Genomic DNA, 13227 nt, shown 5'->3' with positions numbered 1-13227 from the left:
CCCCGTAGATCGTGCGTGTTCAGCGTGAGCCGTGCGTGATGTCCCCGCCTACCGCCACTCCGCCTCGGCCCCGCCGACGAGCGGCTCGGGGGCGAGGACGCGCAGGGTGGTCGGCGGGTCCTGACGGACCGGCTCCAGATGCAGGCACTCGGTTCCCTCGGGCGCGGAGAACGCGGCGAGGCAGGCGCACTCGGCGGCGGCGAACCCCGCGAACCGGTAGGCGACCTCCATCATCCGGTTGCGCTCCGTACGCCTGAAGTCGGCGACGAGGTGCACCCCGGCGCGCGCGGCGGCGTCGGTGAGCCACCGAAGCAGCACCGCGCCCGCGCCGAACGACACGACCCGGCACGAGGTGGCGAGCAGCTTGATGCGCCAGGCGCCCGGGGTCTTCTCGATCAGCATGACCCCGACCGCGCCGTGCGGCCCGAAGCGGTCGGCCATGGAGACCACGAGGACCTCGTGGTCCTCGTCGGACAGCAGGGAGCGCAGCGCGGCGTCCGAGTAGTGCACGCCGGTCGCGTTCATCTGGCTGGTCCGCAGGGTCAGTTCCTCGACCCGGGTGATCTCCTCGTCCCTGGCCTTGCCGATCCGCATCACCAGGTCGAGCGAGCGCAGGAACTCCTCGTCGGCGCCCTGGTACTCCTCGCGCTGCTGGTCGCGCTGGAACCCGGCCTGGTACATCTCGCGGCGCCTGCGCGCGTCGACGGTGACCACCGCCGGGCTGAACTCGGGCAGGTCGAGCAGCAGGCCCGCCTGCTCGGCCGGGTAGCACCGCACCTCGGGCAGGTGGTAGGTGACCTCGGCGCGCTCGGTGGGCAGGTCGTCGATGAACGCGATCGTCTTCAGGGAGAAGTTGAGGCGCTCGGCGATGGAGCGCACGGACTCCGACTTGGGGCCCCAGCCGATGTGCGGAAGGACGAAGTACTCGGCGAGGCCGAGCTCCTCCAGCTTCGCCCACGCCTCGTCGTGGTCGTTGCGGCTCGACACGGCCTGCAGGACGCCCCGGGCGTCGAGCTCCGCCACGACCTTGCGGAGGGCGTCGTCGACCTCGACGTGGCCGTCCTCGACGAGTGTGCCCTGCCACAGGGTGTTGTCGAGATCCCAGACCAGGCACTTCACGATGGGTGGTGCTTCTGACATGTTCGCTCCCCCGTTCCGTGGGGCCGTTCAGCACGCCGCCGCGGCGGCGTGCTCGGCGAGTATGAGCTGGCAGATCTCGTTGCTGCCCTCGATGACTTCCATCAACTTGGCGTCCCGGAAGGCCCGTTCCACCACGTGTCCGCCCACGGCTCCCGCGGAGGCGAGCACCTGTACCGCGGCGGCGGCGCCCCGGGCCGCGTTCGTGGCCGCGACGTGCTTGGCGAGGACCGACGCGGGCACCTGCTCCGGCGAACCGCCGTCCCAGGCGGCGCTGGCCCGCTCGCAGGCGAGCGTCGCCGTCCGCTCGGCGGCGTACAGCTCGGCCAGGTGCCGGGCGACGAGCTGGTGCTGGAGCAGGGGCTTGCCGAACTGCTCGCGGGTCTTGGCGTGCCGGGCGACGGCGGCGAGGCAGGCGCGCAGGATGCCGACGCACCCCCAGGCCACCGAGAGCCGGCCGTAGGTGAGCGCGATGGTGGTCAGCATGACCACCGGCTGGCCCGCCACCGCGAGCAGGTGCTCGGCGGGCAGCCGTACCTCGTCGAGCTGGACGGTGGCGTGTCCGGCCGCGCGGCAGCCCAGCGGTTCGGGCACCCGCGTCACCCGGACCCCGGGGGCCGTGGCGGGCACCACGGCGGCGGCTCCGCCGCCCTCGTAGCGGCCGAAGACGATGATCCAGTCCGCGTACCCGGCGACCGTGATCCACGTCTTGGTGCCGCTGACGACGATGTCATCGCCGTCGCGGCGGATCTCGGTGCTCATCGCGGCGAGGTCGCTGCCCGCGCCCGGCTCGCTGAACGCCACCGCGGCGAGCTCACCGCCGGTGAGGCGGCCGATGTACTCGGCGCGCTGGGCCTTGTCACCGAACCGCTGGAGCGTCCACGCGGCCATGCCCTGCGAGGTCATCACCGACCGCAGCGAGCTGCACAGCGCCCCGGTGTGCGCGGTGAGTTCGGCGTTGTCCAGGCCGGTCAGGCCGAGGCCGCCGAACTCCGGCTTCGCCTCGGCGCACAGCACGCCCTTGGCGCCGAGTCCGCGCAGCACCCCGATCGGGATCTCGCCCGTCACGTCCCACTCGCTCGCGGCGTCGCCGACCGTCTCGGTCACCAGCGCCGTCAGGGCGTCAAGCACCGGTGCCCCCGCCGCGCAGCCGGGTCACGAGCGCGCTCATGGTCCGCAGGGTGCGGAAGTTGTCCAGGGCGAGGTCGGGGCCCTCGACCTCGACGTCGAAGGTGCTCTCCACGAACACCACGAGTTCCATGGCGAAGAGCGAGGAGACCGCGCCCGAGGCGAACAGGTCCACCTCCGGCTCCCAGGTCAGCTTGGTCTTGGCCTCAAGGAACGCGCCGATCTGCTGCTCGATGGCGGCGACGGGCAGTTCCGTTGTCGAGTCCGTCATGGGAAGTCCCTTTCTCACTGCGCCTTGTTCTTGCGTGCCAATGTGATGCCGTCGGCCATGGGGAGCAGCGAGAGCTCCACCCGGCTGTCGGCGTGGAGTGCGGCGTTGAGCTCGCGGATGGCCTCGGTGTCGGCGTCGTGCGCCTCGGGGTCCGCGACCCGGCCGAAGTAGAGGGTGTTGTCGAGCACGACGAGGCCGCCGGGCCGCAGATGGGTCAGCGCCTCTTCGTAGTAGCGGGCGTAGCCGGTCTTGTCGGCGTCGATGAAGACCAGGTCGAAGGTCTCGGGGCCGTGCTCGGCGAGCAGGGCCGCCATGGACTCGGCGCCGTCGCCGAGGCGCAGTTCGATGCGGTCGGCGACCCCGGCGCGCTCCCAGTACCGCCGGGCGATCTTCGTCCAGCGGGCGCTGATGTCGCAGGTGACGAGGGATCCGCCGACGGGCAGCGCCCGCGCCATGCACAGCGTGCTGTAGCCGGTGAACGTGCCGACCTCGAGGACCCGGGAGGCGCCGGTCAGACCGACGAGGAGGGCGAGCAGCTGCCCTTCCTCGGGCATGGTCACCATGGCGTTCAGGGACGGCATGAACGCCGTCTCGTTGACGAGGTCGCGCAGGATCTCGTCGTCGCGCAGGGACACCGAGCGCACGTAGTCGAGGACGCCCTCGTCCAGCTCCACCTGACCGGCCATCAGCGGACCTCGTACTCGTAGAAGCCGCGCCCGGTCTTGCGGCCGTGGTGGCCTTCGGCGACCTTGCGCAGGAGCAGTTCGCTGGGGCGGCAGCCCTCGTCGCCGGTGCGTTCGTGCAGCACCCACAGGGAGTCGACGAGGTTGTCGATGCCGATCAGGTCGGCGGTCCGCAGCGGGCCCGTCGGGTGTCCGAGGCAGCCCTCCATCAGGGCGTCGACGTCCTCGGCCGTGGCCCGGCCCTCCTCGACGACGTTCGCCGCGTCGTTGATCATGCGGTGCAGGACCCGGCTGGTGACGAAGCCGGGGCCGTCGCCGACCACGATGCCCTTGCGGCCCAGGAGGGCCAGGAGTTCCTGAACGGCCGTCATCGTCCGCTCCGACGTGCGCGGGCCGCGCACGACCTCAAGGGTCCCGATCAGGTACGGCGGGTTCATGAAGTGGATGCCGGCCAGGTCCTCGGGGGCCGGGACCTGGCCGGCGAGCTCGTCGACCGGGATGGACGAGGTGTTGGTGACCCGCAGCGTGCCGGGCGCGACCGCGGCGGCGATCTCCCGGTGCACCTTGGTCTTCAGCTCGGCGACCTCGGTGATCGCCTCGATCACCCAGGTCGCGTCCGCCGCGGCGGCCACGGAGTCGGCGAGCTCCAGCTCGCCGGCGGGGCCGCTCCTCGGCAGGGCGCCCATCATCTGCGCGAGCCGTAGCTCGTCGCGGAGCCGGCGCCGTGCCGTGCCCAGGCGCTCCTGGTCCACGTCCACGAGCGTCACCGGTACGCCGCGGCCGACGGCCAGCGTGGCGATGCCGATGCCCATCACGCCCGCGCCGAAGACCGCGAGCCGCTGCTCTCCCCCGTTGCCGGTCATCGTCCGACCACACCCGTCCGTTCCCGAGCGGCCGGGGGGTTTCCCGGCCCCCGACCGGCGCCACACACGACAGACCCGCTCATTGAGCACACCTCAGCTTTACGTCCGACAAGGATTTTCCGGAAGAAAATAGCCGAATTCAGAGAATCGCGCTTGATGTATGCGAACACGAAAATGGATCGGCAGGCCGGCCAAGCCGCATGTGCGGCGCCGACGACAAAGACCTCACTACCGAGGACTTTACGACACTCGACCCAAAGGAAGTAACCAAGAAATATTAAACATTCGCATGGGTCGCGCGCCACGAAACTCGCGTGCACCGCCCTATACGCAGATTACCCCGCCGCGATGACGTCGGAGGCACCACATGTACTGCCCCGACCGGTCTGCGAAACGAGGAATGAATGGATGGACGCGGCCCCCTTGGTGTTCAGCGAACAACTCCGCGGTTGCACTGTTGCAACGGCCCACAGTGTCTGACAGAACACACGGCGGCTCCACCCCGCAGCCCGCTCATCAAGCTGCACTTCCACTTGAGGAACCTCCCCCACCCCCCGTCCGACCTGGGCACACCTCGGCCCCGGGGCAGGGCGGCCCGCCGGTGCGGCGGGCGCGGACCAGGGCCCCGGGGCAGCGCGCGGCCGCCCGGCGTCCGGCCGTGTTGCGTAAGGCAGGACGCCGTGCGGCCTTCTCGGGTCGCGCGTTACACGTCCTCTTCGAGGTTCGCCTCCTTCACGAGGTAGCCGAACTGGAAGCGGCTTGTCGCGCCGAACATCTGCATGACCTGACCGATGTGTTTGCGGCAGGTGCGCACGGATACGCCGAGGCGCCGGGCGATGGCTTCGTCCTTGGCGCCGGAGATCAACATCTTGACGATCTCCTTCTTCATGTCACCGCCGATGACATCGATTTCCGCCCGCCGGGTGTCGAACTCCTTCGCGGTCGCCCAGACGTGCTCGAAACAGGAGTGGAGGAAGTCGATGAGCGAGCGTTCCTGGATGACGACGGCACCGCCGTCCTCGCCGCTCGCCGGGATGTACGCCGCGGTGCGGTCGAAGATGACTATCTTGCCGAACAGCGCGCCGGCCGTCCGGATCTCGGCGCCGGACTCGATCAGCTTCCCCGCGTGCTCGCGGGTCGGTGTGTCGAACCTGGCGGCATGCTGGTAGAGGACTCGCAGACGCACCCCCCGCTTGAGCGCCTGAAAATCGTTGTTCTGCGACTCGACCAGGTCGTCGGCGGGCCAGCCGCTGCCGGGCTGCATGCAGACGACTTCCTGGGAACTGTTCGCGGCCGCCTCCGAGAGCAGCAGTCGGACCGTCTCGGGGACTTTCACAATATCGAACGAGTTTGTATATTGACTACCGAACTTGCTCGACCGGAAAAGCAGCGAGAGCCGCGCGAGGTCGTTTCTGAGCTGGCCCACCGCCAGCTTGCGTTCGAGTAGGTCGAGCTCGCCCTGGTTCAGGAGCTGCGAAGAGGCGATACCCGGGTCCGTGGGAATGAACCAGGCGTCCCGGTCCCGGGACGGCTGAATGAGCTGGAGCTCCAGGAGCTTGGCGACGATCTCCTCGCTCTCGGCAGGACGGAAACCCAGCTCATGGGCGACGTCGTCGACGGCGAAGCCGTCCCTGTCTAAACTCCATTCATAAACTTCAAAAACTCCAGCAACCGGCTTGGGAAACAAAGGCGCTCCAAGTTCACTAAGTATCCCCTCCAATTCCCCCAGGATGGGATAATCTGCCCGAGCGGTGTTCGATGTTTCTACCAATACGCCAATGTATAGGACTCACCCCCGATGAGCCAGGTGCCATTAGCCGTGGTTGCTGGCGTAAGTCTGGTTTATTCGCTTCTCCGCCCCGATGGGCGACATGCGAGAAGAGGAATCGTTTCTGCGGAGCTCGCCGCAGCGCCGCCCCGATGACCGGAGAGGCGAGGAAGTGCGCGCCCAAGAGCGCCGAACGCAAGATTCCGCTATTCCGTCCGAAACCGCTGACCTGCGGAAAGGCGCGGCAATCGCGCGTCACACGAGGTCATACCAGGGCGGTGGATCCGGAAGCGCCGACCGCTGACGGCCGCGCCTGCCTCCACCATGGCACAGTTATCCGGACCAATGAATTCCGGGGGCTCGCTTTGGGGACAGTCCAGAATCTGGACAGCACATACCCCCGCCCGGCTCCGCGGCCGAAGCCGCGGTACGGGACGCGAGCGGGCTGCGCCCCTTATCCGTGCGCGTATCCGTACGCGTATCCCCGCGCGTGTCCGTAGGCGCCCGGCGCCACCGGTGGTACGCGACGGCTGCCGCCGATCGTCTGCCGGGGCAGCGCGGCCGCCACGGAAAGCGGTTCCACGTTCTCGTAGAACGATCCGAACTTTCCGCGGTGGAACACCAGCGGCGCGGGCTCGTCCGGGTTCACGCGCAACGCGGTCACCCTGGCGATGATGATGACGTGGTCCCCGGCAGCGTGCTCGACCTCGGTGACACAGGACAGCCAGGCGGCGGCACCGCCCAATTCAGGGCCGACGGGCGAATCGGTCCACGGCACACCGGAAAACCGGTCGATGTCCTTGATCGAGAACTTCCGGCACAGTTCTCCCTGGTCGCTGCCCAGGATATTGACGCAGAATCTGCCGCTCCGCCGGAGGTCTACCAGAGTCGCCGACGCTTTTCCCGCGCAGAACATGACCAGCGGAGGATTCAGCGAAACCGAGACGAAGGAGTTGCAGGCCATGCCCACCGGCTCACCGAACTCCCCGGTGCTGGTGATGACCGTAACCCCGGTCGGCAGATGGCCGAGGGCCCGCCGAAACTCCGTCGCGTCGAACGGGGCAACCATAACCGACTCCTCGACTAGCCGACTCCTCGATATATCGAAAGTATATGGAGCCCCGAGATCCCCATGTTGGGACGAGTCACCAAGACCCTGGACCGGATTTGGCCTTCGAACGCAGTCGGCCCGGGCCGGGGGCGCGGTACCTCGAACGCGGTCGCCCCCCCCCCCGGTCCCGGGGCTGGCACGGCAGGCGCGCCCCCGCCCGCTACGCCGGGTCCATGGAGGCAAGGACGCCGCAGATGTGGTCGACGTCCCGCGTCATGTCCAGGCTGGTGTAGGCGGCGAGGGCGGAGTGGAGGTGGGGCCGGGCTGCCGCTTCCCGGCCTACTCCGGCGAGGGCTTTGCCCATGGCCTGGTGGGCGCGGGCCGTCATCACGTCGTCGCCGCACAACGAGGCGCCGTCCACGGCCGCTTCGGCGTGGTCGAGCGCGCGCCGCAGAGTCGCGTCGCGAGGGCCCGAGGCCGCGGCGACGTACGCCTCGGCGGCCCGGTAGTGGCACAGCGTCTCGATCATGGTGCGGTCGAACGTACGGGCAAGGGCCGCTGTCCGTTCGTAGACGTCCGCCGCCTCCACGGGCCGCTCCCCGTGGAGGTGCGCGAGTCCGGCGAGGACCAGGGCGGCGATCTGCTTGTCGCGGTTCCCGGCCCGCTCGAACCAGTCCGCCGCTTCCAGTGACCGTGCCGCGATGACGCCGAGGTCCGTCTCCCGGTCGGGGTCGAACGCCTCGATCTGGAGCGCGGTGATGTGCTGCTGGTGCACGAGGGCCTCGTGGCCGGTCCGGCGTGCCGCCTCGATGCTCAGCCGGGCGTGGTGGCGTGCGGCGCGGTAGTCCCTGAGGCGGATCAGGATGTCCGACACCCCCTCGTGGCTGTGGCTGAGGAGATGGTGCGTCCGCGGGTCGTCCGCCGGACCGCCGTCGGCGTAGCGGACCGCTTCCTGGAACGCCGCGAGGGAGGTGTCGTGCCGCGGCCCGCCGAAGCGGAGAGAACCCAGGGCGCAGCAGGCCGCGCCGTGGACGAGGTCGTCGGAGTAGGCCCGGCCGCCGGGTGCCGTCGCGACGGCCAGCGGCTCGGCGGCTTCGAGCAGGGCCGCCATGGGCACGGCGTCCGTCCAGCAGCTGAGCAGGCTCAGCAGGGCCACGGTGTGGGCGGCGGCGTGCCGGTCACCCTCGGCCGCCACCTGGACGGACAGGGTCACCAGGGCGGGCAGGTGCGCGCGTATCCAGGCCACCGCGGTCGCGTTGTCGACGATGTCGGGGGCCCCGGGACTCGCGGTGGGGACGTCACCGTCGGGACCGAGGTACGGGACGACGCCCGAGGCCGCGAGCCTGAGGGCGGTCCGGACGCTCGCGTGGCAGAAGTCCGCGGTGCGGGTGAGGGCGGCGATGCGCTCCCCCTCGGCGAGCCGGTGGACCGCCTTGGTGCGGGCGTAGGCGACGACCAGGTCGTGGAAGGCGTACTGGCCGGGCTCCGGCGAGGTCAGCAGCGCGGTGTCGACCAGTTCCTCCAGAACCGTCTCGGCCCGCTCCTCCGGGAGGCCGAGCACCGTGGCCGCGGCGGCCAGGCTCCAGTCGTGCACCTTCGGGACCGCCAGCGTGACGAAGGCGGCGGCCTGCTCCGCGGTGAGCTGGCCGAAGGACAGCTCGAAGGCCCGGTCGACGCTCAGGTCCCCGGTGCGCAGCTCGCCGAGGAGCCGGTCCTCGCTGGACAGCCGCTCGACCATGGACCGCACGCTCCAGCGGGGGCGCTGGGCGAGCCGGGTCGCCATGATGCGCAGGGCCAGCGGCAGGTGCCCGCAGGCCGCCGCGAGGGCGGCCACGTCGGCCGGTTCGGCCCGGGCCCGCCGCTCGCCGATGATCGCCGTGATAAACCCCTGGGCCTCGCTCTGCTCCATCCCGTCCAGGACGACCGCCGTGCTCACCGCGGTGGTCACACGGGTGCGGGAGGTGATGAGGGCCGCGCTGCCGGGGGCGGGCGGGAGCAGCGGGGTGAGCTGGGTGGCGTCGGCGGCGTCGTCAAGGACGACGAGGATCCTCTTGTCGGCCGTGACGCTCCGGTACAGCGCGGCCCGCTCCCGCGTGCCCTCGGGCAGCCGTTCCGGAGTGACGCCGAGCGCGAGCAGGAAGTCGGCGAGGATGTCGCCGGGCTTGGCGGGCGCGTCGGAGGCGCCGTGCAGGGAGGCCCAGAGCCGCCCGTCGGGGAAGTCCTCCGCGACGGCGTGCGCGACCAGCGTGGCCAACGTGCTCTTCCCCTCGCCGCCCATGCCGGTGATGAGCCCCACCGCGTGGTCGGTCGTGCGGAGCGTCGCGGTCAGGTGCGTGACGTGTTCGTGGCGTCCGGTGGCGTCCGCCGGGGGCGCGGGAAGCTGGTGCGGCACGATCTTCGGCGCCGTGAGCGGGGCGGGGGGTGCGGGCGCGGGCGGTGGGGCGGGCGCGGAGGCGGCGGGCCGGGGTGCCGCGTACGCCGGGCCCGGGTCGTCGCCGCGCAGGATGGCGTCGTGGACGCGGGTCAGTTCCTGGCCGGGGTCGATGCCGAGTTCCTGGGTGAGCGTGTGGCGCACCTGGCGGTAGGCCTGGAGCGCCTCGGCCTGGCGCCCGCAGCGCAGCAGCGCGCGCATGTGGGTGGCGTGCAGGTGCTCCGCGTAGGGGTGTTCGGCGCAGGCGTCGGCGAGGTCCGAGAGGATCTCGGCGTGCTGCCCCAGGGCCAGTCGCCGGTCGAACCAGCGCTGGCGGACGGCCTCGCGCAGCACGGTCAGGGACTCGCGCTGCCGGGCGCACCAGGGACCGGGCAGCCCGGCCAGCGCGATCCGCCCGGACCACAGGCCGAGGGCCGCGGACAGCCGTGCCGCTTCCGCTCGCGGGTCGTCCAGGGCCGGTGCGCCCGCCGCCCGGAGGAACGCGGTCGCGTCCACGTCGGTGGGGTCGGCGTCCAGCAGATAGCCCGCCGGGGTGCGGACGATCAACGACGGTGCCAGCGCCTTGCGGAGCCTCAGCACGTAATTGGCGATCACGTTGGTGGCGCTGGCGGGCGGCGACGCGTCGTACAGGCCGTCGATGATCTCTGCCACGCCGACCGGTGTGCCGGCCCGCAGGGCCAGGGCGGCGAGTATCGCCATCTGCTGCGGTGACATCGTCAGGGCCTGACCGCCGTCGCGCGCCACGGCAGGTGGCCCGAGCAGCACAAACCGGTATGCGTCCATGGTTCCCCCTGAAACGACCGCGCGTCCGACCCCCGCCGGTTGGCGCATCCTAAGTCACCGCAAGACGGGCAGCAGCGTGGCCTCGGGGCGTGGCGGGACGGGAAATTCCGCTGGGGCGCCGCCGTGGGGGACCGGCCGGGACGAGCGAGTCGGCGCCGAGCCCGGCGCCGAGAACCGAGCACCAAGCCTCGGGCACCGGGCACCGGGCACCGGGCACCGGGCACGGATCACCCATCGCTGACAAGGGAAGTCCAACGCTGGTTGACGGCGACTCAACCGCCGGGCTGAAGACAGGACTCGTACGCGGGCCTACCATCCCCCGATGCAGGTGAGATCAGTGCGGTCCGCGCCCGTTCAGCGGATGGTCTACGCCGCGCTCGCCGCCGGGCTCGCGGTGAGCGGAAGCGTCGCGGGGCACGAGTACCACCCCGAGGGGTGGGAGCCGTTCGACGCGTGGGCGTATCTGCTCACCTGCCTGGTCGCGCTGCCCCTCGCGTGCTGCCGCTCGGCGCCCGTGGTGGCCCTCGCCGTGTCCTGCGCGGCGTACACCGGCTATCTCGCGCTCGGCTACCAGCCCTCGCTGAACTGGTGGGCCCCGATGATCGCCCTGGTGAGCGTGGCCGCGACGCGCGCGCCACGCGTGTCGCTCGCCTCGGCCGCGCTGACCGGCGCCGTGCTCCTGTACAACGGGGTGTGCGGGCGCCTTCCCGCGATCCTCGTCCTCGCCCAGGGGATCCTCATCCCGGCGATCGCCCTGGCCTTCGGGCACGCGATGCGCCTGATCACCCAGCGCAACCTCGAACTGCGGCGGCTGAGTGCGCAGTTGGCGAACGAGCAGGCGGCGCACGCGCGCACCGCCGTCCTCGGCGAGCGGGTCCGCATCGCCCGCGAACTGCACGACGTCGTCGCCCACCACCTGTCGGCCATCTCCGTACAGGCGGGCCTGGCCGCGTACGTCTTCCACTCCGACGGCGCGACGGCGCGGTCGGCCCTGTCCGCCGTGGCGGACTCCAGCCGGGAGGCACTGGACGAGCTGCGGCGCCTGTTGTCGATGCTGCGCGTGGACGACGTCGGTGACGAGCAGGGGGACGGCGCGCCGCGGCACGCTCCGCCCGGACTCAGCCGGGTCGGCGAGCTGGCCGACCGGCTCGGGGCGGCCGACGTCAGCGTCACCGTCCGCACCCGCGGCACTCCCCGGAAGCTGGCTCTGGGCCCGGACCTGTGCGCGTACCGCGTGGTCCAGGAGGCCTTGACCAACGTGGTCAAGCACGCGGCGCCCACCAGCGCGTACGTGCACATCACCTATGAACCGGACCAGGTGACGGTCGTCGTGCGCGACGATGGCAGGGCGCCCGGCGACAGCCACGGACCGGCCGTCTCGGCGCCGGAGAGCGGATACGGCTTGATCGGGATGCGGGAACGGGCAAACCTCTGCGGGGGTTCGCTGTCCGCCGGGCCGCGGCGTGACGGGGGGTACGAGGTCCGGCTCACCCTTCCGGCCGGCGCCGCGACGCCGGTGCCCGACGCGCCGGACGGCAGCGAAACTTAAGGGGGAGCTCGTACATGACCAGTGTTCTCGTCGTCGACGACCAAGACCTGATCCGGGCGGGGGTGGCCGCGCTGGTGCGCGCCACGCCCGGCTTCACGTCCGTCACGGAGGCCGCGGACGGCGAAGCAGCCGTGTCCCTGGCCGAGCGGCACCGGCCCGACGTCGTGCTCATGGACGTCCGCCTGCCCGGCATCAGCGGCCTCACCGCGGCGGAGCGCATCCTCGCCCTGGACCTCGCTCCCCCGCCGCGCGTCGTCGTCCTCACCACGTTCGACGTGGACGAGTACGTGTACGACGCGCTGCGCATCGGCGCCTGCGGCTACCTCCTCAAGGACACCCCGCCGGAGCGGCTGCTCGGCGCGATCGCCACCATCGCCGGTGGTGACGCGCTGTTCGCGCCGACGGTCATGCGCCGCCTCATCGAGGCGTACACGCCCCGCCCGGGTGCCGTGCTGCGCCGGCCCGAGCAGCTGGCCGAGCTGACCGCGCGCGAGCTCGACGTCCTCACCCTGGTGGCGCGCGGGCTCACCAATGACGCGATCGCCGCCGAGCTCTTCCTCAGCGAAGGCACGGTGAAGACGCATCTGCACCGCATCATGTCCAAGCTGGACCTCAAGAGCCGCGCCCAGGCCGTGGTCGTCGCCTACGAGAGCGGGCTCGTGGTGCCGGGGTCCGCGACGGGAGCCTGAGCCGGTCGGCTGCCGCTCAGGTTTACCCCGGTTACGTGCTCGGTTGACGAGCAAGGTCTAACGAGCGCCGGACGCGAACCCCGAGGCCCTCCCCCTAGGTTCTCGTGTCGAGCACACCACCGGAGAACAACCGGACAACAAGGGGGAATCACCATGCGCACAGCACACGCGTTGACGGGCCTCGCCCTGGGCGCCACGCTCGCCCTGGGCGGTACGGCCGTGGCGGCCCAGGCCGCGACGGGCGCCGAGAGCCGCGGCGCGGCCCTGGCCGTGTCGGACCCCGGAACGACCTACCAGAGCGGCGGATGGTGCCACTACCGCAACTGGGGCGGCAGCTTCTACTGCGACAGCCAGCTCAAGCACAAGCTGCCCAACGGGCAGTGGCAGGTCTTCGTCATCGGCACGAACAAGCAGGCGTACACGAAGTGGGGCTCCGGAAGCGGAACGAGCGCCTGGACCTCCCTCGGAGGCCAGTGCACCCAGCCCGGCAACCACTCCATCGACATGGCCTGGGCCAACGGCTGGAACTTCGCGATCACTTGTAAGGGGACCGACGGAAGGGCCTGGTACAAGGAGCGGTTCAACGGCGGCAACACCGGCGGCGCCCCCGGGCACTGGAGCAACTGGCGCCTGAACAAGTACTGAGACATCCAGCGCGGTTCCCGACGGCGCGGGGCACGCCCTGCCGACGCCTCGTCCGGTTCCGCGGTGCGCGGGCCCCGCGCGAGCGCGAGGGGCCTGCGCACCAACGGGGAAGGCGAGCCCGGCCGCACCGAGCGACCGGGCTCGCGCCATGAGCGGCGCGCGGCCGCCGTGCGGCGCGCGACTCGCGCCTTCGCCACAACCTTTGTCGACAGCGGGGTCGCCGCCGGGC

At 71.1% G+C, this 13227-nt stretch carries 11 protein-coding genes; 3 read left to right on the top strand and 8 right to left on the bottom strand.

Going from position 1 to position 13227, the window contains the following annotated elements; translation table 11 throughout:
* Nucleotides 1-48 precede the first annotated feature (48 nt).
* The 8 genes from AC5WAM_RS28500 to AC5WAM_RS28465 form a co-directional block, all read right to left on the bottom strand.
* On the bottom strand, nucleotides 49-1140 hold the full coding sequence (locus tag AC5WAM_RS28500) for an HAD-IIIC family phosphatase (protein ID WP_366793757.1): 1092 nt from the start codon (nucleotides 1138-1140) through the stop codon (nucleotides 49-51).
* A 27-nt stretch (nucleotides 1141-1167) separates the two neighbouring features.
* The gene (locus AC5WAM_RS28495; protein ID WP_495519279.1) at nucleotides 1168-2268 is read right to left on the bottom strand and encodes an acyl-CoA dehydrogenase family protein; all 1101 of its coding nucleotides are present in this window, start codon (nucleotides 2266-2268) and stop codon (nucleotides 1168-1170) included.
* The gene (locus tag AC5WAM_RS28490) at nucleotides 2261-2536 is read right to left on the bottom strand and encodes an acyl carrier protein (protein ID WP_138959582.1); all 276 of its coding nucleotides are present in this window, start codon (nucleotides 2534-2536) and stop codon (nucleotides 2261-2263) included. The genes AC5WAM_RS28495 and AC5WAM_RS28490 overlap by 8 nt, the downstream gene beginning before the upstream one ends.
* A 14-nt stretch (nucleotides 2537-2550) precedes the next feature.
* Nucleotides 2551-3222, bottom strand: a complete 672-nt coding sequence (locus tag AC5WAM_RS28485; RefSeq protein ID WP_495519278.1) for an O-methyltransferase — start codon at nucleotides 3220-3222, stop codon at nucleotides 2551-2553.
* Entirely contained in the window at nucleotides 3222-4082 is an 861-nt protein-coding gene (locus tag AC5WAM_RS28480; protein ID WP_366793761.1) for a 3-hydroxyacyl-CoA dehydrogenase family protein, read from the bottom strand. The genes AC5WAM_RS28485 and AC5WAM_RS28480 overlap by 1 nt, the downstream gene beginning before the upstream one ends.
* A 703-nt stretch (nucleotides 4083-4785) precedes the next feature.
* On the bottom strand, nucleotides 4786-5769 hold the full coding sequence (locus AC5WAM_RS28475; RefSeq protein ID WP_138959585.1) for a LuxR C-terminal-related transcriptional regulator: 984 nt from the start codon (nucleotides 5767-5769) through the stop codon (nucleotides 4786-4788).
* A 535-nt stretch (nucleotides 5770-6304) separates the two neighbouring features.
* Nucleotides 6305-6919, bottom strand: coding sequence for a flavin reductase family protein (locus AC5WAM_RS28470; protein WP_495519277.1), 615 nt, complete (start codon nucleotides 6917-6919; stop codon nucleotides 6305-6307).
* A gap of 202 nt (nucleotides 6920-7121) precedes the next feature.
* Nucleotides 7122-10115, bottom strand: a complete 2994-nt coding sequence (locus AC5WAM_RS28465; RefSeq protein WP_495519276.1) for an AfsR/SARP family transcriptional regulator — start codon at nucleotides 10113-10115, stop codon at nucleotides 7122-7124.
* 322 nt (nucleotides 10116-10437) lie between these two features.
* On the opposite strand from AC5WAM_RS28465, the gene AC5WAM_RS28460 reads away from it, so the two are divergent.
* The 3 genes from AC5WAM_RS28460 to AC5WAM_RS28450 all read left to right on the top strand — a co-directional run bounded on the left by AC5WAM_RS28460 (nucleotide 10438) and on the right by AC5WAM_RS28450 (nucleotide 12998).
* On the top strand, nucleotides 10438-11664 hold the full coding sequence (locus tag AC5WAM_RS28460) for a sensor histidine kinase (protein WP_495519275.1): 1227 nt from the start codon (nucleotides 10438-10440) through the stop codon (nucleotides 11662-11664).
* Nucleotides 11665-11678: 14 nt separating this feature from the next.
* Entirely contained in the window at nucleotides 11679-12353 is a 675-nt protein-coding gene (locus tag AC5WAM_RS28455) for a response regulator (protein WP_366793765.1), read from the top strand.
* Between the two features lie 153 nt (nucleotides 12354-12506).
* Nucleotides 12507-12998 carry a PLL family lectin gene (locus AC5WAM_RS28450; RefSeq protein ID WP_366793766.1) on the top strand — a complete coding sequence of 164 codons (492 nt, stop codon included), beginning with the start codon at nucleotides 12507-12509 and terminating at the stop codon, nucleotides 12996-12998.
* The last annotated feature ends 229 nt before the right edge of the window (nucleotides 12999-13227 follow it).

The sequence above is a fragment of the Streptomyces sp. JLYT201 genome (assembly GCF_059448825.1).
Note: the sequence above shows the minus strand (reverse complement) of the source record. Positions and strands in the feature narration are given on the sequence as shown.

Excerpts from the sequence above, each read along its gene's own strand:
- AC5WAM_RS28465 (WP_495519276.1), bottom strand. The coding sequence starts at position 10,115 with ATGGACGCATACCGGTTTGTGCTGCTCGGGCCACCTGCCGTGGCGCGC.
- AC5WAM_RS28455 (WP_366793765.1), top strand. The coding sequence starts at position 11,679 with ATGACCAGTGTTCTCGTCGTCGACGACCAAGACCTGATCCGGGCGGGG.
- AC5WAM_RS28485 (WP_495519278.1), bottom strand. The coding sequence starts at position 3,222 with ATGGCCGGTCAGGTGGAGCTGGACGAGGGCGTCCTCGACTACGTGCGC.
- AC5WAM_RS28470 (WP_495519277.1), bottom strand. The coding sequence starts at position 6,919 with ATGGTTGCCCCGTTCGACGCGACGGAGTTTCGGCGGGCCCTCGGCCAT.
- AC5WAM_RS28490 (WP_138959582.1), bottom strand. The coding sequence starts at position 2,536 with ATGACGGACTCGACAACGGAACTGCCCGTCGCCGCCATCGAGCAGCAG.
- AC5WAM_RS28480 (WP_366793761.1), bottom strand. The coding sequence starts at position 4,082 with ATGACCGGCAACGGGGGAGAGCAGCGGCTCGCGGTCTTCGGCGCGGGC.
- AC5WAM_RS28450 (WP_366793766.1), top strand. The coding sequence starts at position 12,507 with ATGCGCACAGCACACGCGTTGACGGGCCTCGCCCTGGGCGCCACGCTC.
- AC5WAM_RS28460 (WP_495519275.1), top strand. The coding sequence starts at position 10,438 with ATGCAGGTGAGATCAGTGCGGTCCGCGCCCGTTCAGCGGATGGTCTAC.
- AC5WAM_RS28500 (WP_366793757.1), bottom strand. The coding sequence starts at position 1,140 with ATGTCAGAAGCACCACCCATCGTGAAGTGCCTGGTCTGGGATCTCGAC.